23 protein-coding genes are annotated in these 23,258 nt (G+C 67.5%); 11 read left to right on the forward strand and 12 right to left on the reverse strand.

Annotation, left to right across the window (positions count from 1 at the left end):
• The first annotated feature begins 180 nt into the window (after positions 1-180).
• A complete protein-coding gene (locus W7U_RS00320) occupies positions 181-990 on the forward strand; it encodes an SDR family oxidoreductase (protein WP_008253624.1) in 810 nt (269 codons plus the stop codon).
• On the opposite strand, the gene W7U_RS00325 is transcribed toward W7U_RS00320, so the two are convergent.
• Genes W7U_RS00325 through W7U_RS00340 form a run of 4 tightly spaced genes read right to left on the reverse strand, consistent with a single transcriptional unit; the run spans position 962 to position 4,950 of the window.
• A complete protein-coding gene (locus W7U_RS00325) occupies positions 962-1,804 on the reverse strand; it encodes a galactosyltransferase-related protein (RefSeq protein ID WP_008253625.1) in 843 nt (280 codons plus the stop codon). The genes W7U_RS00320 and W7U_RS00325 overlap by 29 nt on opposite strands.
• Complete coding sequence (locus W7U_RS00330) at positions 1,804-2,685, reverse strand: glycosyltransferase (protein WP_008253627.1); 882 nt, start codon at positions 2,683-2,685, stop codon at positions 1,804-1,806. The genes W7U_RS00325 and W7U_RS00330 overlap by 1 nt, the downstream gene beginning before the upstream one ends.
• Positions 2,666-3,907: a glycosyltransferase gene (locus tag W7U_RS00335; RefSeq protein ID WP_014710971.1), complete on the reverse strand. Its 1,242-nt coding sequence runs from the start codon at positions 3,905-3,907 to the stop codon at positions 2,666-2,668. Before W7U_RS00335 ends, W7U_RS00330 begins: the two co-directional genes overlap by 20 nt.
• The gene (locus tag W7U_RS00340) at positions 3,904-4,950 is read right to left on the reverse strand and encodes a glycosyltransferase (RefSeq protein ID WP_008253631.1); all 1,047 of its coding nucleotides are present in this window, start codon (positions 4,948-4,950) and stop codon (positions 3,904-3,906) included. The genes W7U_RS00335 and W7U_RS00340 overlap by 4 nt, the downstream gene beginning before the upstream one ends.
• Positions 4,951-5,227: 277 nt before the next feature.
• On the opposite strand from W7U_RS00340, the gene W7U_RS00345 reads away from it, so the two are divergent.
• From W7U_RS00345 to W7U_RS00385, 9 genes are all read left to right on the forward strand, one after another.
• Positions 5,228-5,905: a TetR family transcriptional regulator gene (locus tag W7U_RS00345; protein WP_008253633.1), complete on the forward strand. Its 678-nt coding sequence runs from the start codon at positions 5,228-5,230 to the stop codon at positions 5,903-5,905.
• Positions 5,906-5,916: 11 nt separating this feature from the next.
• On the forward strand, positions 5,917-6,111 hold the full coding sequence (locus tag W7U_RS00350; RefSeq protein WP_008253634.1) for a ferredoxin: 195 nt from the start codon (positions 5,917-5,919) through the stop codon (positions 6,109-6,111).
• Positions 6,112-6,113: 2 nt separating this feature from the next.
• Positions 6,114-7,358, forward strand: coding sequence for a cytochrome P450 (locus W7U_RS00355; protein WP_008253636.1), 1,245 nt, complete (start codon positions 6,114-6,116; stop codon positions 7,356-7,358).
• A gap of 164 nt (positions 7,359-7,522) precedes the next feature.
• Complete coding sequence (locus W7U_RS00360; RefSeq protein WP_170320577.1) at positions 7,523-8,584, forward strand: amidohydrolase family protein; 1,062 nt, start codon at positions 7,523-7,525, stop codon at positions 8,582-8,584.
• Positions 8,584-9,828 (forward strand): M24 family metallopeptidase, encoded by a 1,245-nt coding sequence (locus W7U_RS00365; RefSeq protein ID WP_008253639.1) that lies wholly within the window; start codon positions 8,584-8,586, stop codon positions 9,826-9,828. The genes W7U_RS00360 and W7U_RS00365 overlap by 1 nt, the downstream gene beginning before the upstream one ends.
• Positions 9,818-10,957: a M24 family metallopeptidase gene (locus W7U_RS00370; RefSeq protein WP_008253641.1), complete on the forward strand. Its 1,140-nt coding sequence runs from the start codon at positions 9,818-9,820 to the stop codon at positions 10,955-10,957. The genes W7U_RS00365 and W7U_RS00370 overlap by 11 nt, the downstream gene beginning before the upstream one ends.
• A gap of 2 nt (positions 10,958-10,959) precedes the next feature.
• Positions 10,960-11,940 (forward strand): enoyl-CoA hydratase/isomerase family protein, encoded by a 981-nt coding sequence (locus W7U_RS00375; RefSeq protein ID WP_008253643.1) that lies wholly within the window; start codon positions 10,960-10,962, stop codon positions 11,938-11,940.
• Positions 11,937-14,360: a CoA transferase gene (locus tag W7U_RS00380; RefSeq protein ID WP_008253647.1), complete on the forward strand. Its 2,424-nt coding sequence runs from the start codon at positions 11,937-11,939 to the stop codon at positions 14,358-14,360. Before W7U_RS00375 ends, W7U_RS00380 begins: the two co-directional genes overlap by 4 nt.
• A 6-nt stretch (positions 14,361-14,366) precedes the next feature.
• Positions 14,367-15,176, forward strand: a complete 810-nt coding sequence (locus W7U_RS00385; RefSeq protein ID WP_008253649.1) for an SDR family oxidoreductase — start codon at positions 14,367-14,369, stop codon at positions 15,174-15,176.
• A gap of 52 nt (positions 15,177-15,228) precedes the next feature.
• Here W7U_RS00385 and W7U_RS00390 read toward each other — a convergent pair whose 3' ends face one another.
• The 3 genes from W7U_RS00390 to W7U_RS00400 form a co-directional block, all read right to left on the reverse strand.
• Complete coding sequence (locus W7U_RS00390) at positions 15,229-16,059, reverse strand: SDR family NAD(P)-dependent oxidoreductase (RefSeq protein ID WP_085976840.1); 831 nt, start codon at positions 16,057-16,059, stop codon at positions 15,229-15,231.
• 23 nt (positions 16,060-16,082) lie between these two features.
• Positions 16,083-16,931, reverse strand: coding sequence for a mycofactocin-coupled SDR family oxidoreductase (locus tag W7U_RS00395; protein WP_008253651.1), 849 nt, complete (start codon positions 16,929-16,931; stop codon positions 16,083-16,085).
• A gap of 238 nt (positions 16,932-17,169) precedes the next feature.
• Positions 17,170-17,820: a TetR/AcrR family transcriptional regulator gene (locus tag W7U_RS00400; RefSeq protein WP_008253652.1), complete on the reverse strand. Its 651-nt coding sequence runs from the start codon at positions 17,818-17,820 to the stop codon at positions 17,170-17,172.
• A gap of 243 nt (positions 17,821-18,063) precedes the next feature.
• On the opposite strand from W7U_RS00400, the gene W7U_RS00405 reads away from it, so the two are divergent.
• Positions 18,064-19,239 (forward strand): acyl-CoA dehydrogenase family protein, encoded by a 1,176-nt coding sequence (locus tag W7U_RS00405; protein ID WP_008253653.1) that lies wholly within the window; start codon positions 18,064-18,066, stop codon positions 19,237-19,239.
• Between the two features lie 8 nt (positions 19,240-19,247).
• Here W7U_RS00405 and W7U_RS00410 read toward each other — a convergent pair whose 3' ends face one another.
• The 5 genes from W7U_RS00410 to W7U_RS00430 form a co-directional block, all read right to left on the reverse strand.
• Complete coding sequence (locus W7U_RS00410) at positions 19,248-19,517, reverse strand: DUF4190 domain-containing protein (protein WP_008253654.1); 270 nt, start codon at positions 19,515-19,517, stop codon at positions 19,248-19,250.
• 87 nt (positions 19,518-19,604) lie between these two features.
• A complete protein-coding gene (locus W7U_RS00415; RefSeq protein WP_008253656.1) occupies positions 19,605-20,438 on the reverse strand; it encodes an acyl-CoA dehydrogenase family protein in 834 nt (277 codons plus the stop codon).
• Entirely contained in the window at positions 20,435-21,532 is a 1,098-nt protein-coding gene (locus W7U_RS00420; protein WP_008253657.1) for an acyl-CoA dehydrogenase family protein, read from the reverse strand. The genes W7U_RS00415 and W7U_RS00420 overlap by 4 nt, the downstream gene beginning before the upstream one ends.
• Before the next feature lie 23 nt (positions 21,533-21,555).
• Positions 21,556-22,026, reverse strand: coding sequence for a nuclear transport factor 2 family protein (locus W7U_RS00425; protein ID WP_008253658.1), 471 nt, complete (start codon positions 22,024-22,026; stop codon positions 21,556-21,558).
• The gene (locus W7U_RS00430) at positions 22,004-23,257 is read right to left on the reverse strand and encodes an amidohydrolase family protein (RefSeq protein WP_008253659.1); all 1,254 of its coding nucleotides are present in this window, start codon (positions 23,255-23,257) and stop codon (positions 22,004-22,006) included. Before W7U_RS00430 ends, W7U_RS00425 begins: the two co-directional genes overlap by 23 nt.
• Position 23,258 lies beyond the last annotated feature (1 nt).

Genomic DNA, 23,258 nt, shown 5'->3' on the forward strand with positions numbered 1-23,258 from the left:
TTCCGCGCTCCGGCCGCGCAAAGGTTGCGCCTGCTGAACTTTCACCCACACCGCCGCGTCCGAAGGATTTGCTGTACGACCTTACCGATGGCGCGCGTCGCCGGGGCGACGAGCACCCGGCCCGCACAGTCTTAAATCAACTGCTTGACTTAACGCTGAGGGCCCCGATTAACTCGTCAGGTGGTTAACGAACTTGATGGCAAGGTCGCCATCGTCACCGGCGGCGCGTCCGGCATCGGCCGGGGCCTCGTGGAGCGGTTTGCGGCCGAGGGCGCACGCGTCGTCATCGCCGACGTCGAGGCCGACCGGGGCGAGGCGCTGGCGGCGTCGCTGGGCGACAATGCCCTCTTCCGGCCGACGGATGTCTCCGACCCCGAACAGGTCGGCGCGCTGGTCTCCGCTGCCGTCGCGAAGTTCGGTGGCCTGCACGTGATGGTCAACAACGCCGGAATCTCGAGCCCCCTGCGGAAGTTGCTCGACGACGACCTGACCGATTTCCATCGGGTGATGGGGGTCAACGTGCTGGGCGTCATGGCGGGCACCCGAGATGCCGCGCGGCACATGGCCGAACATGGCGGCGGATCCATCATCAACATCACCTCGATCGGCGGGATCCAGGCCGGCGGCGGCGTGATGATCTACCGCGCGTCCAAGGCGGCGGTCATCCAGTTCACCAAGTCCGCGGCAATCGAGTTGGCGTACCACGAGATTCGGGTCAACGCCATCGCGCCGGGCAGCATCCCCACGCCGATCTTGGGGAAGTCGGCGGCCGGCATGGACCCCGAACAGCTCGAGCAGTTCGAGGCGCGGATTCGCCAGGGGATGCGCGATGACCGCCCGCTGAAGCGCGACGGCACGCCCGATGACGTCGCCGAGGCCGCGCTGTATTTCGCGACCGACCGGTCGCGCTACGTCACCGGGACCGTGTTGCCCGTCGACGGCGGAACGGTGGCGGGCAAGGTCATTCGGCCCAAGAAGGGTGGGGGATAGGGCGGGGACGTCCGTCGGCGTCGCGACGGATCAGGCCTTGGTCCGCGAAGGAGGACAGCCAGCCCTCCATCGGCCACCAGCCCCAACGCCCATAGAAGATCTCGGCGTTGCGCAGTATGTCCTCGAGGTGGTCGACGGGGGGATCGGCGACCGCATGGTGCTGGTGGAATGCGTGGGCCCCGCCGACCCAGCGCATCGGAACTTGGCGTGCCGCCGCGCATTGCGCGAAGTCCGTGTCCTCTCCGCCGTAGCCGCGGTACCGCTCGCAGAATCCCCCGATCCGCTGCCACGTAGGGACTTTCACCGCGAAAGACAGCGACCAGAACAGCGCATAGTCCGTCGTGGAGAGGACGGCGCCGTCCCGCGGTGCGGGCCGAGCACGATGCGGGTCGGGATTCGACCGCACCTCGGAGATCACGTAGCCGCCCGGCCCGGGTGGTGGCAAATACGTGACCGGGCCATTCAGGATCGCGTCCGCGTGTTCGGATCTGCCTGCGACTCCGTGGTAGCGGTCGAGCAACTCCGCGCCGGGAATGCAATCGACGTCGAGAAAAACCAAGAGCTCGGCGGCATTTCGTATCGCCGCGGCCGCTCCCACGTTGCGTCCCATCGCCACCGGCAACGGGCGGGCGGCCTCGCACTCAACCACCAGCGCCGGCGCCTTCAGCTCGCTTACCAGGGCGGCGACGGTGGGGTCACCGAGCGCCACCACGATGTGCAGGTCCGCCCGCAGTGTGCTGCTGGCGAGGCCTTCGAGCTGCCGCCGCAGGTGGTCGCCCCTGCCGTGCACGACGGTGATGACGGCGGTGCGCACTACGTGCCTTGCCTACAACGGCGGGCCGTCGACTCGATGGCTTCGGCGGCACGGTCGGCCGCCCCATCCACTTCCCACCGTCGCCACCGTCGCGGATCGGTCGCCATGGTGGCGGTCAGCAGCGCCGGCCACGCCCGTGGGTCGGGCATGCCGTGCGTGACCACCGCAAGCTGGTGGCGCTTGAGCATCCGGGCCGTCGCGTGTTGCTCATCGAAGGGCCGCGACTGCGGGAGGACCAAAGCGGGACGTCTCGCCGCGGCGACATCAGCAATGCAGCTCTGACCCGCGTGGGTGACGACGACATCCGCCCCGCGGATCTCGGGCCACGGGTCATGTTTCCACGCACCGGCCTTGCCGCCGAGCGTCGTCCATGACCGGACCGAATCCGCTGCGGCACAGTCCTGCAGCGAGGTTCCGAATGCGCCGCCGGCCCCGCCCAATACGACGACGCGCGTCTCGTTCAACGGCCGTGCCGATGACTCGGGCTCGCCGCCGCGACGATCGCGGCCCTCGAAGCGGCTGATGCCACCGACGTAGCTGGTCTTGTCCTCCCACTGCCGCAGCCATGACGGCACACAGAACGCGCGCGGCCAGGCCGCCACGATGTGATCGGCGAGGCGATGCACCAGCACGTGCGGGGCGTCCACGCGGCTGCCGGGCAACGCCACGACGATCACCGGTACGCCGAGCAACCGGATGAACAGCGCCACTTCCACCGATACGTCGACAACGACGGCCTCGGGCCGCGCGTCGGACACCCACTCCGCGATCTGGTTCATCCGGGCGCTCAGCCCGGGGTCGTGGTGGGGCGCCCAATGCAGCGCGCCGTGTGCGGTGGCCTCGCGTGGCTGCGGTCCCTCGTCATCGCGCGGTAACCTCATGACCTCCGAAAACGGGTGGGGCTCCGGCACATCCAGCGATGTCATGGCTGTCACCGGGCGGCGCATCCGTGCGCAGACGCTCATGGCCCGCGCCAGATGCCCGAACCCGTGGTGGTGAATGTAGTACCCGATCATGTTGCCTGCCCGCGAAGTCGTCGATCATTTCTCGGTACACATTGGTGTAGGCGGTCACCATCGCTTCGGCCGAACACTGGCGAATGGCGTGCTCGCGCACCCGCTTTCGCGGTAGCGCGAGCACCGTGCCGATGGCGTCCGCCATGGCGGCGACGTCACCGGCGACGATGAGTCGCCCCGACGCCGCGCTGATGAGTTCGGGGATGCCACCGAGCGCGAACGCTACGACGGGGGTGCCGCACGACATCGCTTCGGCGACGACAAGGCCGTACGGCTCGTCCCAGGTCGGGGTGACAAGCGCCGCTGCGGCGTGGTTGACCACGTGGGCCAGTCGCCGCTGGTCCAGATGGCCCGCATACCGGACGTCTCCCCGAAGGTGGGGCTCAATGTGGCGGAGAAAGTACTGCTGGTCGGAGATCGGACCGGCGAGGACCAACGGTCTGCGCGCCCGTTGGGCCGCGGCGATCGCCAGATGGGGTGCCTTCTCCGGGGTGATCCGGCCAAACCACACCAAAGACGGCCCACCCGGGCCGAGGGGCCACTGGCCCGTATGAATGCCGTTGGGAATCACGGTGATATCTCCGGTGAGGCCTCGCCACGCCGCAGCGGTGTGTCGGGAGACCGCCGCAAAGCGGGTCCCCTGCCCGGTGGCGGCACCGATCGCCGACTCGAGCCAGGGCGTCGGCGGCGTGTGCACCGTGGTGAGCATCGGGGTGGACAACGCCGAGGCCATCGCCACCGGAAGGTAATGCAGGCTGTGGTTGTGGATGATGTCGAACTGTTGGCTCCCGGGCCCCGCCAACCACAACATCAACGATAGGTACGCGTGATGATCGGCCATGAAATCTGCCGGGGGCATCGACACGTCGCGGCGCGCCGCGTCCGACAGATGCAACGGGCGCACGTCGAGCGTCTGACAGTTCAAACCGGGATCCGAACCCGCCGCGGCGAACAGCGACACCCGATAGCCGCGGGATGCGAGCGCGCGGGTCAGGTGGCAGACGTGCGCTTCGAGGCCCCCGGCGAACGGTTGGCGAATCGGATGGCGGGTCGAGGCGATCAGCGCCACGCGCAGTGGCTCCGTCATCGCAGGACGCTCGCGTAGATGGCACGATGCGCCGCGGCGAGCTCTCGCCTTTCGGCGAGCCGCGCCACCCAGTCCGCCCGGGGGGCGGGGCAGCCGGCGGCCCAACGCGCGTGTGCCCGGTGGATCGCACCGCACAGCGACACGGGATCCAAGCCCTGGTCACCGAAACCGAAAACACCGCACGGGCGTTGCTGGTGATAGAAGCCGCAGCTGGGCGCCACCACGGCGGTTCCGAGATCGTAGCTCGCCTCGAGCCAGCCCGAATGGGTGCCGAACCGGTAGGGCAGTACGGACACCGTCAGCGAAGCGAGATAATCCCAGAATTCGTCGTCCGAGAAGTACGGGTGCACCCGGACCTGCACATGCTCGTGGGAGTCGTAGGCCAGCAGTGCCGCGCCGGTCGACGGTGCGAACCAGTGATTGTCGGGATCGAAGATCTCGTCGTGGACGTCGACCTGCAGGATCGCGTCGGGCAGGGACGACACGATCGCCGCGAGCGCGTCCACGACGGGCAACGGGTCCATGTTGGCGCGCAAACTCTTGGCGTGCAGGCCGACGACGAATCGCTCGCCGCGGGCGCGGGGCCTCTCGATCCACTCCTTTTCGAGCACGTGCGGGTGCGGCAACACGCGGGCCCGCCGCCCCCAGTTTCGCCAAATCAGCTGTGCGGCACCGGGCGTCAACGTTATCAGCTCGTCGGCGGCGGAAATCAGGACGTCCTGCTGGGCGGCGTGGGCCTCGGGTTCCGGGTGATGTGGATTGCGCAGATCGTGCACCGTGTACACCAGCGGCTTGTTGTGCTTTTTGAGCTCTTCGACGACTCCGGCCAAATCCTCCGGAGTGATGGCGTCGAACCCGAAGTGGATGTGGAACACGTCGAATCGTGAGTGGTTGTCGCTGACCCAGCCCGGCTCCAACATCAGCGGCGGCCACCAGCCTCCCGGCACGGTGCGGCCATCCGCCGGCGCCGGATCATCCAGGCGCACAACACAATCCGAGTACGGATTGCCGAGGTGGCGGACGTAGACGTGCGACGCCGGCACCGAAGCTACGCGCAACAAACTCAAGGCCCCTTCTCAAAATCTGTAGGGGCAGCCGCGCGCCCTGGCGGCACCGTCCCGTCTGTCGAGAAGCAGAACCGTCCCTGCTGACTGAAGGACGCTGCGAAGCTGCAATACCCGCAACACGCGGGGCCAAACTCGGACACGCGACCGTAAGCCCGCGCCCGGGCCGCTTGTGTCGGCGGCGTCCCGCTCCGAGGTCGGCTGCGGATTAAATCAAGCGCTTGACTTAACGGCCTGCGGCGGGTTGACTGGGCCGATGACCACCGTCGGCCGGACCGTGCGCACCGAGCGGGCCAGCTCCACTCAAGAGGCGATCTTGGTGGCCGCCGAGCGGCTCTACGCCGAGCACGGCATGTTCGCGGTGTCCAACCGACAAGTCAGCGAGGCTGCCGGCCAGGGCAACAACGCCGCGGTCGGCTACCACTTCGGCACCAAGGCCGACCTGGTGCGCGCGATCGAGCACAAGCACCGCGGACCCGTCGAACAGCTCCGCGAGCGGATGGTCGACGAGCTGTTGGCCTCCGGCGCCGCCGACGGCCGGGACGCCGAACTGCGCAACTGGGTGGCCTGCCTGGTGCGCCCGCTCACCGATCACCTCGAGGAGCTCGGAAATCCGACGTGGTACGCGCGGTTCGCGGCGCAGGCGATGACCGACCCCGCCTACTACAACATCATCGTCAAGGGCGCGCTCAGCTCGCCCTCGCTGGTTCAGGTCGTCGACGGCATCAACCGGTGTCTGCCCGAGCTGCCGGCCGAGGTGCACTTCGAACGCAACATCATGGCCCGAAACCTGTTGATGCACACCTGCGCCGACCGTGAACGCGCGCTTGTCGCGGGAACGTTGACGTCCCATCGTTCCTGGCGCGCTGCGGCGTCCGGGCTCATCGACGCGATCGTGGGCCTGTGGCTGGCGCCCGTGACGGCGTACGAGTGAGGTGGTTTGAAATGAAAGTGACTGTTGACCAAGATGTTTGCGCCTCGTCCGGGAACTGCGTCATGAATGCGCCCGAGGTGTTCGACCAGCGTGACGACGACGGCGTGGTCGTCCTACTCAATCCCAGTCCTGCGGCCGACCAGGCCGAAGGTGCGAGGCGGGCGGCGGCCGCCTGTCCCGCCCTGGCCATCCACATCGAGGAATAGAGATGTCAGACATTCTGACGAGTGCCACCACAGAGCAGACCGCCGACATTCCGGACTATCCGATGGCCAGGGAGCCGCGCTGCCCGTTCGCCCCGCCGCCGGACGTGATGGCGCTGGCCGAGTCCCGGCCGCTGTCTCGGGTGCGGATCTGGGATGGCAGTACGCCGTGGCTCATCACCGGCTACGAGCAAGTGCGCGAGCTGTTCTCGGATTCGCGGGTCAGCGTCGACGACCGGGTGCCCGGCTTCCCGCACTGGAACGAAGGCATGTTGTCGACCGTGCACAAGCGGCCCCGGTCGGTGTTCACCTCCGACGGCGAGGAGCACACCCGGTTCCGGCGGATGCTCTCCAAGCCCTTCACGTTCCGGCGGGTGGAGGGTCTGCGCCCGACGATCCAGCAGATCACCGACGACCACATCGACACGATGCTGGCCGGCCCGCAGCCCGCGGATGTCGTTGCCGCCATTGCGCTTCCGGTTCCGTCGCTGGTGATCAGCCAATTGCTGGGCGTGCCTTACGAGGACGCCGAGATGTTCCAGCACCACGCCAACGTCGGCCTCGCGCGCTTTGCCGCCGCCGAGGACACCATGAAGGGCGCGATGAGCCTGCACAAGTACCTGGCTCAGCTGGTGGAAGCCAAGATGGAAAACCCTGCGGAAGACGCGGTTTCCGACCTCGCCGAGCGGGTCAAGGCCGGCGAGCTCAGCGTCAAGGAAGCCGCGCAGCTGGGCACCGGATTGCTGATCGCCGGGCACGAGACGACCGCGAACATGATCGGGCTCGGAGTGCTTGCGCTGCTGGAGAATCCGGACCAGGCCGCCGTCATCCGCGATGCCGAGGATCCGAAGATTCTCGCCAACGCGGTGGAGGAATTGCTGCGCTACCTCAGCATCATCCAAAACGGACAGCGCCGCGTCGCCGTGGAAGACATTCATATCGGTGGCGAGACCATTCGTGCCAACGAGGGCATCATCATCGACCTGGCACCGGCCAACTGGGATGCGCAGGCCTTCGCCGAACCCGATCGCCTGTACCTGCACCGCTCGGGAGCCGATCGCAATGTGGCCTTCGGCTACGGCCGCCACCAGTGCGTGGGCCAGCAGTTGGCGCGGGCGGAACTGCAGATCGTGTTCCAGACCCTGCTGCGCCGCGTCCCGACCATGGCGCTGGCCGTGCCGATCGAAGAAGTCCCGTTCAAGCATGACCGCCTCGCCTACGGCGTCTACGAACTGCCGGTGACCTGGTAGCCAGCTCGCTGCCTTTGAAAGAACTGCCGACAACAGCGGATCCGAATGGAGGGTCAACGATGACGACTCAAGCAAGCACGCTCTACCCGCCCGGAGGCTATGGCGCTCCGAAGGACCGGCGCGGCCACGCCGCCGGCAGCGATGTGGGCCTGCCCGCCGGGACCGTGGTCTTCTCGGCCGACAACCACATCTCGCTCGCCGATGACATCTTCTACCAACGCTTCCCGGAAGACCTGAAGGACAAGGCGCCGCGGATCTGGTACGAGGAGGGCGCCTACCAGGTCGGCCGCAAGGGGCAGTCGTTCCTGCCGGGTGATTTCAGCGCGGTCCTGATGCAGTACGACGACCTGCCCGGCGCCGCCAGCACCAACATCGAGGCCCGGATTCAGGAATTGCACGACGACGGAGTCGAGAAGGAACTGGCTTTTCCCAACGCGGTGCTGGCGCTGTTCCACTACCCGGACAAGCAACTTCGCGAGCTTGCCTTCCGCATCTACAACGAATACATCGCTGAGTTGCAGGAGCGCTCCGGCGGCCACTTCTACGGGGCGGGCCTGATCAACTGGTGGGACCCTCGGGGGACCCGCAAGACCCTCGACGAGCTGAAGTCCCTGGGACTCAAGACGTTCCTATTGCCGCTCAACCCGGGCAAGGACGACGAGGGCAACATCATCGACTACGGCAGTACCGCGATGAAACCGGTCTGGGACGAGATCGAGGCCGCCGGCCTGCCGGTGACCCACCACATCGGCGAGACCCCGCCGAAGACCCCGTGTCAGTTCAACAGCGTGGTGGTCGGCATGATGATCAACGTCGACGGCTTCCGCGAGCAGTTCGCCAAGTATCTCTTCACCGGAATTCTCGACGATCATCCCGGGCTGCGGATCGGCTGGTTCGAGGGCGGAATCGCCTGGGTGCCATGGGCTTTGCAGGACGCCGAACACCTGGTCGCGTCCTATCAGCACATGTTCAACCGGCCGCTGCAGCACGATGTGCGCTACTACTGGGACACCCATATGAGCGCGTCGTTCATGGTCGATCCCCTGGGCCTGCAGCTGATCGACCAGATCGGGGTGGACAGGGTGATGTGGTCCAGCGACTACCCGCACAACGAAAGCACCTATGGCTACTCGGAGAAGTCGCTGAAGGCCGTTGTCGACGCCGTCGGTCCGGCGAACGCGAAGAAGATCGTCAGCGACAACATCACAACGTTCTTGGGCCTGTAGTGAAGACGATCGCAGACCTGGGCACCAGCAGCGGCAACGGACTGGTGATTCCGGAAACACCCGACCTGGCGCGCCTGCGCCGCGAGACGGGAGCGCGGCTGCGGTCGGCGATGACCGAACGCGGCGTCGACGCGATGATCCTGCTCGGCAACAACGCCGTCGTCTACGCCACCGGCGCAAGTTGGCCACTGGGCGACGCCGGACTGTCCTATGTCGAGCGCCCGGTGGCCGTGGTGCTCGCCGACGACGAATGGCCGCACCTGTTCCTCCCGTTCCGGGAGGGGGCCGCACAGGAGTCGGATCTGCCCGCCGACCACCTGCACGGGCCGGTCTATCTCGAATTCGACGAGGGCGTGACCCATTTCGCGCGGACACTCGCCGAGCTGATCCCGGCCAAATCGGTGGTCGCTGTCGACGAATGCACGGGGGCGATGTCGCGCGCCGCGAACGTCCTGTTCCCGAACGGGGCCCCGGTCGACGCCGCGGCCGTCGTCAGCGCGGCCAAGTCGGTCAAGACCCCGGACGAACTGTCGTGCATGCGCACCGCCATCCGGATCACCGACGAGGCCATGGTCGAGGTGCAGAAGCAGCTGGCGCCCGGGATACGCCAGATCGATTTGTCGGCAAGCTTTTTGCGACGCGCCTTCGAGCTGGGCGCCACGGCCAGCATGCTCGAACCGATCTGGCAGGTGATGCCGCCCAGCAAGGCCGAGGGCGTGTGGACCACGCACGGCGACCTGGCGTTGCCGCTGCTGAGCACCGAGCGCGAGCTGGCCGAGGGCGACGTGCTGTGGACCGACGTCAGCATCACCTACCAGGGCTACTGCTCGGACTTCGGACGTACCTGGATCGTCGGGCGGGACCCCTCCCCGCGCCAACAGGCGCAGTTCGACACCTGGTTCGAGATCATGACCGCCGTCCTGGGTGTCGCCAAGGCCGGCGCCACCGCGGCGGACCTCGGCCGGGCCGCGATCAAGGCCAACGGCGGCACCAAGCCCTGGCTGCCACACTTCTACCTGGGCCACGGCATCGGCGTCAATGCCGCCGAAATGCCGATGATCGGAACGGATCTCGGCCAGGAGTTCGACGAGAATTTCGTTCTTCAATCCGGGATGGTGCTGGTTTTGGAGCCCGTGGTGTGGGAGGACGGCACCGGCGGCTACCGCAGCGAAGAGGTCCTGGTGATCACCGAGGAAGGCTGGATCCGTTTGACCGACTACCCCTATGACCCCTATGGGAACTGAAGTCCTGCCCGACGACCGCGCGCTGCGCTCGGGGCGTCGCCAGCGGGCGCTCGACCAGATGGCCGCGCACGACCTCGATGTCCTGGTCCTCGGCCGGCAAGCCAATGTCCGTTACGTCACCGGCGCGCCGCAGCTTTGGGTCGCCGGCACCCGGCCGTTCGGTCCGACCTGTGTGGTGGTGCGGGAGACCGGTGCCGTGCACCTCCTCAGCACGTGGGACGAGGGCGTGCCCGACGACATCCCCCACGAGAACCTCTACGGCATCTCGTGGAACCCGGTGAACACCATGTCGGCGCTGCAGCGCATCGACGGGGCGGCCGATGCGAGGCGGGTCGGAACCGACGCGCTCTCACCGGTTTTCGCGCAGCTGCTGCCGACCGCATTCCCCAACGCCCAGCTGATCGATGGCGAGCTCGCTATGCGGGCGGCACGCCGCGTCAAGACGGCGGAAGAGATCGCCGCGGTGCGGGAGTCCGTCGCGGTGGCCGAATCGGCCCTGGCGGCCGCAGTCGCGGAATTGCGGCCCGGGGTGAGCGAACAAGCGCTGGCCGGCGTCGTGTTGGAGGCCTCGGCGGCCGGCGGCGTGAGCACGCCGTCGAATCAAGACGTCGCGTGGGCGACCTCGCGCACGCACCCGTGGCGGCGCGCCGACGGCGGTGACCGTGTTCAAGGCCGCATCGAGGACGGCGATCTGGTGGCGTTCTCCGCGGGAGTCCTGGCCGGCGGGTACGTCGGCGAGGTGGGACGCACCTGGCCGGCCGGCAAGAAGCAGGTTCCCGGCGGCGCCGCGGCCCTGTATCGGCGCTGGGACAGCCTGTGGGACAGGCTGATCGGGGCCTGTCGGCCCGGCGCCGGCGCGGCCGAGCTGATGGCCGCGTACCACGCCGCGGGGGAGCCGGACCCACCGATGCCGGTCGCCCGTGGCCTGGGCATGGGGTTCGACCCACCCGTCGTCTCCAAGCATCTGCCCGCCACCGCGGCCGGCGAACGTCTGGAACCGGGGATGGTGCTCGCCGTGACGGGTTATGTCTGGGAAGAAGGAGTCGGCGCGGTATTCGGGCGAGAAGCGGTCCTGATCACCGCCGACGGTCCGGAAGTGCTCACCGCCAGCCCGTTCTGGCAGCCCTAGCCATGACCGATCCCGCAGAGCCACCGGCCGACGAGATCATCCGGTACGACAAAGACGCCGAGACGCGGATCGCCACGATCACGTTCGACCGCCCGGATTACCTCAACGCGCCGACGATCGCCGCGCGCCTGCGCTACGCGGATCTGTTGCACCGCGCCAGCATTGACGACGACGTCAAGGTCCTGGTGGTCCGCGGAGCCGGCGACGACCTCGGCTCGGGTGCGGACCTGGTCGAGGTGATGCGGGTCCGTGCCGCGGCCGACCAAGGGCCGCGGCTCGCCGAATACCGGATCGGTGCCCAGGAGGTCAGGCACCCGCCGGAGGGCTCGTTTCGCAACGGCGCCACGCTCGGTCAGTGGTATGCCAATCCGAATTCCGGCATCCGCGGCCTGCAGGATTTCAAGAAGATCAGCATCCTCGAAGCCAAGGGCTACTGCTACGGCTGGCACTTCTACCAGGCCGCCGACGCGGACCTGGTGATCGCCAGCGACGACGCCCTGTTCGGACATCCGTCGTTCCGGTATTACGGCTGGGGCCCCCGCATGTGGTGGTGGGCGCAGACCATGGGCATCCGCAAATTCCAGGAAATGGTGTTCACCGGACGGGCTTTCACCGCCGCCGAGATGTACGACTGCAACTTCCTCAACAGCGTGGTGCCCAGGGACCAACTCGAGGCGGAGGTCGAGAAGTACGCCTTGGCCTGCGCCCGCAACCGCCCCGCCGACACCGTCTTCATGCAGAAGGTGTTCTTCGAGATCATGAAGCAGTTCCAGGGCGAGTATCTGGGCAGCATGCTCAGCGGTGTCTTCGAGTCGATGGGCGCCATGGTTCGCCCGGATGTCGGTGACGAGCTGACGCTCGCTGACGCCATGGAACAGGGGCTGGGTGATGCGGTCAAAGACAACGACGGCAAGTTTCCCGCCGAGTGGCGCCTGAGCAAGAAAGCCCGCAAAAAAGCCAAAGCGAAGAAAAAGAACTCGTGACGCCATCCCGGGTCGAACCGCCACTGACCGGCTATACGGTGATCGATCTGTCCACCGGCATAGCGGGCGCCTACTGCACCAAGTTGCTCTGCGACGGTGGCGCCGATGTCGTGAAAGTCGAGCCGCTGCAAGGAGATCCGCTGCGCAAATGGTCTGCCTCGGGCGCGCCCATCGCGCCCGGCGACGACGGCGCGTTGTTCGGCTTCCTGGCCGGTGCAAAACACAGCGTCATCGCCGACCCCTCCGACGAGGACGACGCCGAGCTGGTGAACCGGCTCCTGGCCTCCGCGGACGCGGTGGTCTGGTCCGCCGGTTCGGCCGTGGCCGAGCACCCGGCCTTTGCGCCGCGCGCCATCCACCGGCGGCACCCGCACCTGACCGTCACGGCGATCACGCCGTTCGGGCTGGAAGGCCCCTGGCGTGACCGCGCCGCAACGGAATTCACGCTGCAGGCGTGGTCGGGAGGAATCGTCGGGCTCGGCCGCGGCGAGCAGGAACGCCCGCCCGTCTTCGTCGGCGGTCAGGTCGGCGAGTACCTGGCCGGAGCCTACGCGAGCGCGGCCACCCTGGCGTCGCGATGGCGCCGCTTCGACGGTGGGCCAGGTGAACTGCTGGACCTGTCGATGCTCGAGACGCAGATCCTGTGCCTCACCTATTACCCGGTGTCGTACTTCGAGGTGCTCGGGCGGCCGTGGCGGGACATGCGACGGCCGACGATTCCGGGCGTGGCTCAGGCGAAAGACGGACTGGTGGACCTCGGCTGCGGGACCGCGCAGCAGTGGTTCGACTTGTGCGCGATGGTGGGCCACCCGGAGTGGATCGACGAGGAATCGCCGCTGTCGATCACGGAGCAGGCCAACATCCACGCCGAGGAGCTCTTCGACTGGCTGGCCCACACCACGGTCGCCGAAATCCGGGAACTCGCTTCGGCGTTCCGTATTCCCAACGCGCCGGTAGCCAACGGCGCCAACGTCACGTCGTTCGATCAGTTCGTGGAACGCGGTTCGTTCGTCCGCAATCCGCGCGACGGCTACCAGCAGCCGGGGCACCCCTACCGGATGCGGCCGGCGCAGTTGCGCGGACCGCGTCCGGCGCCGCGGTTGGGGGCGCACACCGAGCATTACCGGGCCGCGAACCTCCCCGCCCGCCCCGCGCCGACGGGCGGAGCAAAAGCGCTGCCACTCAGCGGTATCCGAGTGCTGGACATGACGACATTCTGGGCGGGACCCTGCGCCACGCACCTTATGGCGATGCTCGGCGCCGAGGTCATCCACGTCGAATCGACGCGACGGCCGGACGGCACGCGGCTGATCGCCGGCGTGCCGGCCACCGAGGAGCAATGGTGGGAGAAGTCGCCGATCTTCGAGGCGCTGAACACCAACAAGAAGGGTCTGACGCTGGACCTGCAGAGCCCGCGCGGCAGGGAGTTGCTGCGCCGGCTCATCGCCACCTGCGACGTCGTCGTGGAAAACTTCACCCCCCGGGTGCTGGACCAGATCGGGCTGGATTTCGCCACCGTTCAATCGATTCGGCCCGACGTGGTGATGGTGCGGATGCCCGGCTTCGGCCTCGAAGGGCCATGGCGTGACAATCCCGCCTTCGCCTACGTCATCGAAGCCGCCGCCGGAGTCAGTTGGCTCACCGGCTACCCCGACCGCACACCCTATGACCCGTATTCGATCGGCGACCCCAATGCCGGTGTGCACGCGGCCAACGCCCTGCTACTGGCGCTGGAGCATCGCCGCCGAACCGGTGAGGGCGTGTTCGTCGAAGCGGCAATGGTCGACGCGGCCCTGAGCATCTCGGCCGAGCAGGTCATCGAGTACTCGGCGTACGGGGCGCTGCTCGAGCGCGCCGGCAACCGTGGACCGGCGGCCGCACCGCAGAACCTCTACCTCAGCGCGGATATCGACGAATTCGGCCGGCTCGACAGCTGGGTCGCCATCGCCGTGGCCACCGACGATCAGTGGGTGAAGCTGTGTCGCGCAATCGGATCACCCTCCTGGGCAACCGATCCCGGGCTGACGACGCACGCCGGCCGCAGTGAGCACCACGATCTGATCGACGAACAACTCGCAGCCTGGTGCCAACGGCGCAGCCGCGACGAGATCGTCGCAACCCTCTGGGACGCCGGAGTGCCGGTGGCCAAGGTCATGCAACCGCATCGTCAAACCGAGCTGGAGCAGTTGGCGTTCCGCGGCTTCTTCGAAGAGGTCGACCACCCGGTCAACGGTGCGGCTAGGCTCAGCACCGTGCCGATGAGATGCTCAGCCGGGCCCGACAAGTTCCACACCGAGCACGCGCCGCTGCTCGGGCAGCACAACCGCGAGCTGCTGGCCGGGCTCGGGTTGTCCGACGCCGAGATCGCCGCCCTGGAATCCGACGGTGTCATCGGCCGCGCGCCGGCGATGCACGGCTGATCGACGATGGCGATCGACCCCTCGAACATCCTGCTGACCGGCCGCGTCGCGGTGGTGACCGGCGGGGGCGCGGGCATCGGCCGCGGCATCGCGGCCGGAATGACGGCCTTCGGCGCCCGGGTGGCGATCTGGGAGCGCGACGCCCAAACCTGCGCACAGGCAGCCGAATCCATCGGCGCCCTGGGGATCGTCACCGATGTCCGAGACGGCGGCCAGGTGGATGCCGCGCTGGAACGCACCATCGCGGAACTCGGCACGCCGACGATCCTGGTGAACAACGCCGGCGGCGTGTTCTCCTCGCCGTTGCTGGAAACGAGCGAAAACGGTTGGGACGCGCTCTATCGCGCCAACCTGCGCCACGTGCTGCTGTGCAGCCAGCGCGTCGCCCGGAAGATGGTGTCCGAGGGCCTGCCCGGCAGCATCGTCTCGCTGACCTCGATCGAGGGCGTGCGGGCGGCGCCGGGCTACGCCGCCTACGCGGCCGCCAAGGCCGGCGTCATCAACTACACCAAGACCGCGGCGCTGGAATTGGCGCCGCACGGGATCCGGGTCAACGCGATAGCCCCCGACATCACGCTCACCGAAGGCCTCGCGCAGCTCGGCGGCGAGGCCGCGACGAGCGCCATGCGCGACATGGTGCCGCTGGGCCGACCCGGCCATGTCGACGAAATCGCCAGCGCGGCAGTATTTCTGGCCTCCGACATGGCGGCCTATCTGACCGGCCAGACGCTGCACATCGACGGCGGCACCCAGGCCTCCAGCGGGTGGTATCACGACCCCCGGACCGGCGACTACCGGCTGGGCCCGCCGACCTAGCGCGACGACGATGCGGCCTGGAACAGGCCGCTGAGAAGTCGGGCCATTTGACCTAGTGCGTCCAGCCCTCGGCGGCCTGTTCGTCGAAGGTCCGGTCGATGCGCTCGAACCTGCGGCGGATGGACGCCCGGGCCGCCGCGTGCGGCAGGATGTACAGCCGGTTGGCCAGGATCGCATCGGCGGTCAGCCGCGCGACATCGTCGGCGCCGACGCTCTCGTCCTGGGTGGGCAACGTCCCGAACGCCGCCTCGGGACTGGCCGACAGCCCGTAGTCCGCGCCGCGGATTCGCTCGGAATTGGAGACCAGCTTGGTTTCCACGACCATCGGGCACAACACCGATACGCCAATGCCATTGCCCTTGACCTCACGCGCCAGTGTCTCGGCGAGGCCGACGACACCGTATTTGGCGACGCCGTACGTCCCGAGACCGGCGTTGGGCACCAACCCGGCGAAGGACGCGGTGAAGGCGATGTGCCCGCCGCTGCCCTGTTCGATCAACCTGGGCACGAAGGCCTCGACGGCATGGATCGATCCCCATAGGTCGATGTCGATCACCCAGCGCCAGTCGTCGTGGTTCATCTGGCCGATCGGCCCCGCGACGACGATGCCGGCATTGCTGAAAACGACGTCGACGCTGCCGAGCAACCGGAAGGCTTCGTCGGCGAGGTGAACCATCTCGTCGAGATTCCGGACGTCGCAGACCACTCCGTGTGCGTCGAAACCCTCGCCGCGCAGCCGATTCACCGCCTGTTCCAGCGCGGGTTGATCGACGTCGGAGAGCACCAGGCGGGCGCCGCGGCGGGCGAATTCGGTGGCCGTGGCCAAGCCGATGCCGCTGGCGCCGCCGGTGACCACGGCCCCTCGGCCGTCGAAGCCAGACAGAAAGCCGTCCATGGGACGGAACTCTATTTCAGGCAGCTACCCGCGTCGATCGGCAGGGTAGCACCGGTGATGTAGCGCGCCTCGTCCGAGGCGAAGAACAGCACCGCGTTGCTGATGTCGATCGGCTCGACCCACGGGATCGGCAGCGTGTGGAACAGCTGACAGATCGGCGCCATGTCGTCGGGGCCCGGGTTCTCCAGGTCCGGCCGGAACATCTTGAACGTGCCCTCGTTGTGCAGCATGGGCGTTTTGACGTGCGTGGGGTGCACGGAGTTGACGCGAATCATGTGCTGTCCCAACTCAACTCCGAAGGCGCGCATGAGCCCGACGACGCCGTGCTTGGCCGCGACGTAGTGGCCGGTGTGGGGATAGGCCTTGAGGCCGCCGACCGAGCTGGTCAGGATGATGGATCCGCCGCGACCGCCGGCCAGAAGATGGGGCACACCGGCTTTCACGGTTTTCCACACCCCGGCCAGGTTGATGTCGATCATCTCGGTCCAGTCTTCTTCGCTGGTCTTGTCCAAAGTCTCTCCGCCGTTGCCGATTCCGGCGTTGGCCACGATGATGTCGAGCCGGCCGAGTTGCTCGACGCCGCTGTCGACCGCCGCCTTGAGCGCGTCGTAGTCGCGCACGTCGACTTCGGCCGTGAAGATCCTGCGGTTGTGCCCCTTGACCAGGTCGGCGGTCTCGGCGAGGTCCTCGGGCGTCGACGCCGGGATCGCGGTGTCCAGCACGCCCTCGCGGATGGGCTTGCAGATGTCGACGGCGATGATGTCGGCGCCCTCCTCCGCCAATCGCACCGCATGGCTGCGGCCCTGACCGCGCGCCGCTCCGGTGACCAAGGCGACTTTGCCCTCAACACGTCCGGTCATGGCTACCTCAACTCCTGACTTGATCTGATCGGCTCGCCTGCGCGGAGAACAATCGCGTCCCCGGATCGTGGGTCTTGCCGCTTTTGAACTCTGTCATTCGGCCAACACGGGTGTCAATGGCGAATCCGTTTCGGCCATTTGTGGTTCTAGATATTAGAGAATCTCATTCTCACGGGCAAACGGCGTGCGCTATCTGCTCAGCTCCGGAGTGAGGAAGATTACGGCCCGTGGGGGCGTGCTACGCGACGAAACCGCGCGAGCAGAAGTCCCATACCTCTTCTGCGGTGATGGGGTGGGTCGTCGCGTCGTCGGGGCCGCCGCTGGACTGCGCGATGAACATCACCGTCTGCATGGTCATGGCGGCCACGCGCTTGGGATTGATGGTGTTACGCAACTTGCCGGCATCGTGAGCCGCGTCCATCAGTTCCGTCAGCAACGCCAGGAGCGGAGCATGCGCGACCTTGACCTCGGCCGGATGCGTCACCAGCAGCCGCGGAGCAAAGTCGGTGAACAGCGGGCGCTTGGCGGTCGGATCCGGGCGCGAGGCCTCGTACAGCAGTTGCACGGCGACCTGCAGCCGCTCCAGCGGATCCGTGTGGCTTTCCGTGGCGGCGCGGATCTGGTCGGCCGAGCGGCTCAGCGCGTCTTCGAACAGCGCCAGCAACAGCTCGTGCTTGCCGTCGAACTGCAGGTAGAAGCTGCGCAGCGACTGGCGGGAGCGGTCGACGACCTCCTGGACGGTAAAGTCGGTGCTGCCCTTTTCGATGATGATGGCCTGGGCGGCGTCGAGGAAGCGCTGAACACGTTGCGCCGCACGCAGTTTCGCCGTCTTGATGGACCGCTCGACAGCGCGTTGCTTCCAGGCCGGCTCTTCGCTGGGACTGGTCACGGCCGACTCAGGTGATTGCCGCGCTGGGAGAACATGGTTGGACTCTACCGGAGAACGCCGTGACATCGCTGCGCTCGACCCCCTCACGGATCACGTGTCGGAGATTGTAACTTTCTTACCACGAGAATACTATTCTCTTAGACGTGTGTATGGAAGCGTAATCGCAAGAGTGAACCGCGCCGCTGGCGGAAAGCGTGATCTACCGGCGGCGCGATTGCGCTCAGGACCATTTCGGGAAGTGCCGTGCAGCTGACGTTTGACGCCGACGTGGAGGCGTTCCGCGCCGAATTCATCGCGTTCCTCGATGAACATCTGCCTTCCGAGGCCGAGGCACTCGACCGGCCGCGGTCGAGTTCGGACATCCCTACGTGGGCCCGCCGTTGGCAACGCCTGCTGTTCGACAGCGGATGGCTACTGCCCGGCAACCCGCCCGAGTTCGGCGGGCGCAACGCGACGCTGCTGCAGCAATACGTGTACCAAGAAGAGTTGTCACGACGGCGGATCTATCAAAGCTTCAACCCGCAGGGCGTGGGCATCATCGCGGCGTCGTTGTTGACGTTCGGCACCCCCGAACAGAAGCAGCGCTGGGCGGTGCCGATCCTGCGGGCGGAGATCACCGCGTCACTGGGCATGAGCGAACCGGGCGCGGGATCCGACCTCGCGTCGCTGAAAACCCGTGCGGTGCTTGACGGCGACCACTTCGTCGTCAACGGGCAGAAGGTGTGGACATCGGGCGCCCATCACGCCGACGTGCTGTTGACGTTCGTGCGCACCGATCCGGGCGCCCCAAAGCACAAGGGCATCAGCGCGTTACTGATTCCGACCGACACCCCCGGTGTGGTCCGCCGTCCATTCGCGTCGATGGGCGACATCGAAGACGTCGACTTCAACGAGGTCTTCTTCACCGACGCGCGGGTGCCGGCCGAGAACCTGGTGGGGGAGCTCGACGCGGGCTGGCGCGTGGCGACCGGTTCGCTCGGTCACGAACGCGCGATGCTGTGGCTGGATTACGCAGACATGTTGCACGCGCTGACCGTCGAGTCCAGGCCCGCGGGGCCCGTCCAGCGGGATCGCTACGCGACGCTGGTGATGGATTTCTACGCGATGCGACTGCTCGGGTCGGCGACGCTGGCCAAAGCCGCGCGCGGCGAAGAGGACGTGCCGGCCCAGTCGGTGCTCAAACTGCTGGGATCGGAGGCAATGCAACGCGCCTGCGAAGACGCGCTGGGCGCCAAGGGCGGGGAGGGACTGGCGTTGCACGGGGTCACCGCCCCGTTCGCCCCACTCAACCTGGACAGCCACTACGGCGCCTGGTTCGACCGGTACGCGCGCACGTTCGCCGCGACCATCGCCGGCGGCACCTCGGAAATTCAGCGCAACATCATCGCCGAACGCGTGCTCGGGCTGCCGCGGAATTGATCCGCGCCTCAGTGCCTGGCGACGTCCAGCCTGGCGTAATAGCCGATGGCGACGAGACCGACCAGTATCGCGATCACGCCTAAAACCATTCCCGCCAACGCGGTTCGGGGATTGTTCGCCTCCCCGCGGGCGACGCGCCGCCGGGCGACGTCGCCCGTCACCACCGCCGCGATACCGAACGGCACCCCGAGCATCATCCAACACGTGATGAGCCCGACCAGGCCCAGCAGCAGCGAGGCGACGCCGGCCTCGTTGCGCGGTGCGTCGGGGTGACTCATTGCGTCCCATCCTTGTGGTGTCGGGACGAGTCTACGTGGACGCCGCCGAGAAGAGGCCCGCCGATCGTCATCGCGCGGGCCGATCCGTCACAGCTGGGCAAGCCGTGGGGCGTATCCCGTTGTCACCAAAGCTCTTCCGGCATCGCGAGTCAGTTCTCGCGCGCTTCCCAGCAGTCCGTCGAGAATGAGCGAGCGCTTGATGTGGTGGTGCAGCGGGTGTTCGGCGGTGAATCCGACACCGCCGAGCACCTGCTGGCAGTGCCGTGCTGCGGTCAGCGCCGCCTGGCCGGCCGCGGCTTTGGCCAGCAGTGCGGCTAGCCCCTCGTCGTCGCACCCGGTGGCGGCCTGCAGCGTCGCCTCGGCGCCCTCGATGGCCACCAGCGTCTCGGCCAGACGGTGTCGGATCGCCTGGAAGGAGCTGATGTGGCGACCGAACTGAACGCGGTCCAGGGCATGTTGACGGGCCAGCGAGAGCATGGCGCGGCTGGTGCCGACCAGCCACCAGCCAAGGGCGCGCCATCCCGCGTGCAGCGCGGCCGATGGCAATGGATCGCCTTGCGGCACAGGGTGTATGGGAAGCAGCTCGTCGATCGCCGCGTCGGACTCGTCGCGACGCTCCCACAGCACCCAGGACCCGCCGGCGAACGGCAGCGGAAGCGCGCCCCCGGGCGCATCACCGGCCGCGCACAGCAGCACATCGTTGAGCACGGGCGCGTGCGAGCCGGTCTCGCCGAGCATCTTGAAGACCAACGGTATTGCGGCGTCGGGCATTTCGTCGAGCATGTCGCGCCAGCCGAGGTCGGTCAGTGCGGCGTCGAGCTTGGCTCCGGAGGCGGCGCCCATCGTCGTCCGCAACGCGTCGGCCAGCAGACGCAGCGATTCGGGGTCTGACTCGGTGTTCGGCGAAGGCGTCACGGTCACTCCTTCCCGAGGTCGAGCAATCGGCGGGCGATGATATTGCGCTGGATCTCGGCGGTACCGCCATAGATCGTCGCCGCGCGCGAGTACAGGTACTCCGAACGCCACGGTGTGTCTTCGAGTTCGAGCTTCCCCGGCAACAGGTCATGGACGGTGTCGTAGAGGCGCTGCTCGGCGGCGGCCAACAACACCTTGTCGATGGAGGTGTCCGGGCCCAGGCGGGCCCCGTCGCGCATCCGGTGCTGGGTGGCGCGCGAACGGCAGCGCAGGGTGTGCAGCGCCAGATAGGCTGCGCCCAGCGCGGATTCGTCGGGCTCACCGATCTCGGACGCTTCGGCGATCAGGTCGTCGAACCGGGAGTAGAGGTAAGCGATTCGCTGCCAGAAGCAGGAGGAACGCTCATAGGGCAGCAGGTCCATGGCGAGCCGCCAGCCGTCCCCAGGCCGGCCGAGCATCCTGCTCGCCGGAATCACCACGTCGTCGTAGTACACCTCGCAGAATTCGTCGACGCCGTGCATGGTGCGCAGTGGCCGGATGGTGATGCCGGGGGTGTCGAGGTCGACGAAGAAGGCGGTGATGCCGTCGTGGCCCGGCGCGGTGCGGGTGAGCAGGACGCACCGCGTCGAGAACTGCGCGAAGCTGGTCCACACCTTTTGCCCGTTGACGACCCAGTTGTCGCCCTGCTGGGTCGCGCGAGTGGTCAGCGACGCGAGGTCACTGCCGGATCCCGGTTCGGAAAAGCCCTGGCACCATTGCTCTTCGCCGCTCAGCAGCCGCGGCACCATCTCCGCGGCGAGCTCCGGGGGCGCGTAGTCGATCATGGTGGGTGCCAGCACTTCGAGCATCGAGTACGGGCCGGGTTCGGCCAGCCGACGGCCCACCACTTCTTCGCCGACGACCGCGCGCAGCACCGCCGGACCGCCCAATCCGCCGACGTCCTCCGGCCAGCCGTAGCGCATCCAATCGGCGTCGTAGAGCGCGCGACTGACCCGGGCGAACTGCTGCATGTGGCCCCGCAGCGAGTGGTCGGGCCCGGGTGTCAGATCGTTGTCGTCGAGCCACGCGCGCAGGTCCGCCCGGAACTGCTCGACATTCACCGCACCGTCGATCGCTTGGCTCCTTAGGTCGTCGGCTGGGCCGCCGAGTCACCGGCGGGGCGCCCGATGGCGTGCGGGCGCCCGGAATCGTGCACACCGCTGCGGCGGATGAACGTCATCGCGCGGGTCTTGAGGCGCCACCCGTCGGCGGTCCGCACATAGGTGTCGCGATAGTAGCCGATCCGCATGTCGTGGCTGGAGTGGTCGATGAAGCACAGCGGCTGGGTCCCGCTGGCCGCGTCACCGTCGAGGTCGACCACCGCAGTCCCGGTGAGAAACAAGCCCTTTGGGGCCGCGGCCACCAGTTCCGGGAAGCGGCTCAGGCTGTAGGTTTCGCCGAACGCGCTGTAGGTTCCGTCCGGGGTGAAGACCGCGACCAGCCCGTCGATGTCCTGCTGGGTGATGGTCACCGCGTAGCGGCCGAGCAGTTGCTGGATCTCGACGAGGTCGTCGGTTCTGGTTGGCCCGCTTTCAGGCTGACCGGGGGTCGACATAGACCTTGCCACCTTTCATCACGAAGCTGACGTTGCGGGTAACGGTGATGTCTTCCAACGGGTTTCCCGGCACCGCGATGATATCGGCGAGCTGGCCCGTCGCGAGGCGCCCCCGGTCGGTCTTGTCGATGAGCTCGGCCGCGGTGGTGGTGGCCGCGCGCAGCACCGCCAAGGGCGGCAAGCCCCACTCCACCAGCGTGACGAGTTCGTCGGCGTTCTTGCCGTGGGGTATCGCCGGGGCGTCCGTGCCGACCGCGATCTTCACGCCGGCCTCGTAGGCGGCCTTGACCGACGTCTTCGCCTTCGGGAACATCTCGGCGGCCTTGTCCTGCAACTCCTTCGGGGCGCGGGACACGTCCATCGCCTCGGCGAGCCTGCGGGTGGTCACCAGGAACCGGTCGTTGTCGACCAGCATCTGGATGGCCTCGTCGTCCATGAGGAAGCCGTGCTCGATGCAGTCGATACCGCACGCGACCGCGTGCTTGACCGCTTCCGCCCCGTGCGTGTGCGCGGCGACGCGCAGCCCGCGCCGGTGCGCCTCGTCGACGATCGCGCGCAGTTCCTCGTCCGAATAGTGTTGTGCGCCGGCCTCGCCGGTCAATGACATCACGCCGCCCGAAACGCACACCTTGATCAATTCGGCGCCGTGCTTGATCTGGTACCGCACCGCCTTGCGGATCTCGTCGATGCCGTTGGCGATGCCCTCTTCGACCGTCAGCTCGAGTGCGCCCGGCATGAACGCGGCGAACATCGTCGGGTCCAGGTGCCCGCCGGTGGGCGTGATCGCGTGACCGGCCGGGACGATTCGGGGCCCCTCGATCCAGCCCGCGTCAATCGCCTTGCCCAGCGCGACATCCAGCAGGTATCCGCCGGTCTTGACGAACAGGCCGAGGTTGCGCACGGTGGTGAACCCGGCGCGCAGCGTGCGCCGGGCGTTGCCGACCGCGCGCAGCACCCGCGTCGGGGGGTCGTCCTGCACTTGGGACAGCCCGGGCGTCTCGCCGCGCCCGCCCATCAAGAGGTTGACCTCCATGTCCATCAACCCGGGCAGCAGTATCTGGTCGCCGAGATCGATGAGCTCGCCTTCCGGCTCGCCCCCCACACCGACGATCCGGTCACCCTCGATCCGCACGATGCCGGGCCGAAGGATCTCGCCGCTGTCAACGTCGAGGAGCCCGGCGGCCTTGAGGGTCAGCTGCGGTGAGCCGCTTGCGCGAAGAGCGTCGGACAAC

The organism is Mycobacterium sp. H4Y (genome assembly GCF_000364405.1).
Classification (GTDB): Bacteria; Actinomycetota; Actinomycetes; order Mycobacteriales; family Mycobacteriaceae; genus Mycobacterium; species Mycobacterium intracellulare.

Bases quoted from the DNA above. Each gene is read 5' to 3' on its own strand.
- W7U_RS00395 (WP_008253651.1), bottom strand. From the start codon at position 16,931: ATGACCGGACGTGTTGAGGGCAAAGTCGCCTTGGTCACCGGAGCGGCG.
- W7U_RS00375 (WP_008253643.1), top strand. From the start codon at position 10,960: ATGACCGATCCCGCAGAGCCACCGGCCGACGAGATCATCCGGTACGAC.
- W7U_RS00350 (WP_008253634.1), top strand. From the start codon at position 5,917: ATGAAAGTGACTGTTGACCAAGATGTTTGCGCCTCGTCCGGGAACTGC.
- W7U_RS00425 (WP_008253658.1), bottom strand. From the start codon at position 22,026: ATGTCGACCCCCGGTCAGCCTGAAAGCGGGCCAACCAGAACCGACGAC.
- W7U_RS00330 (WP_008253627.1), bottom strand. From the start codon at position 2,685: ATGAGGTTACCGCGCGATGACGAGGGACCGCAGCCACGCGAGGCCACC.
- W7U_RS00345 (WP_008253633.1), top strand. From the start codon at position 5,228: ATGACCACCGTCGGCCGGACCGTGCGCACCGAGCGGGCCAGCTCCACT.
- W7U_RS00335 (WP_014710971.1), bottom strand. From the start codon at position 3,907: ATGACGGAGCCACTGCGCGTGGCGCTGATCGCCTCGACCCGCCATCCG.
- W7U_RS00370 (WP_008253641.1), top strand. From the start codon at position 9,818: ATGGGAACTGAAGTCCTGCCCGACGACCGCGCGCTGCGCTCGGGGCGT.
- W7U_RS00385 (WP_008253649.1), top strand. From the start codon at position 14,367: ATGGCGATCGACCCCTCGAACATCCTGCTGACCGGCCGCGTCGCGGTG.
- W7U_RS00410 (WP_008253654.1), bottom strand. From the start codon at position 19,517: ATGAGTCACCCCGACGCACCGCGCAACGAGGCCGGCGTCGCCTCGCTG.
- W7U_RS00355 (WP_008253636.1), top strand. From the start codon at position 6,114: ATGTCAGACATTCTGACGAGTGCCACCACAGAGCAGACCGCCGACATT.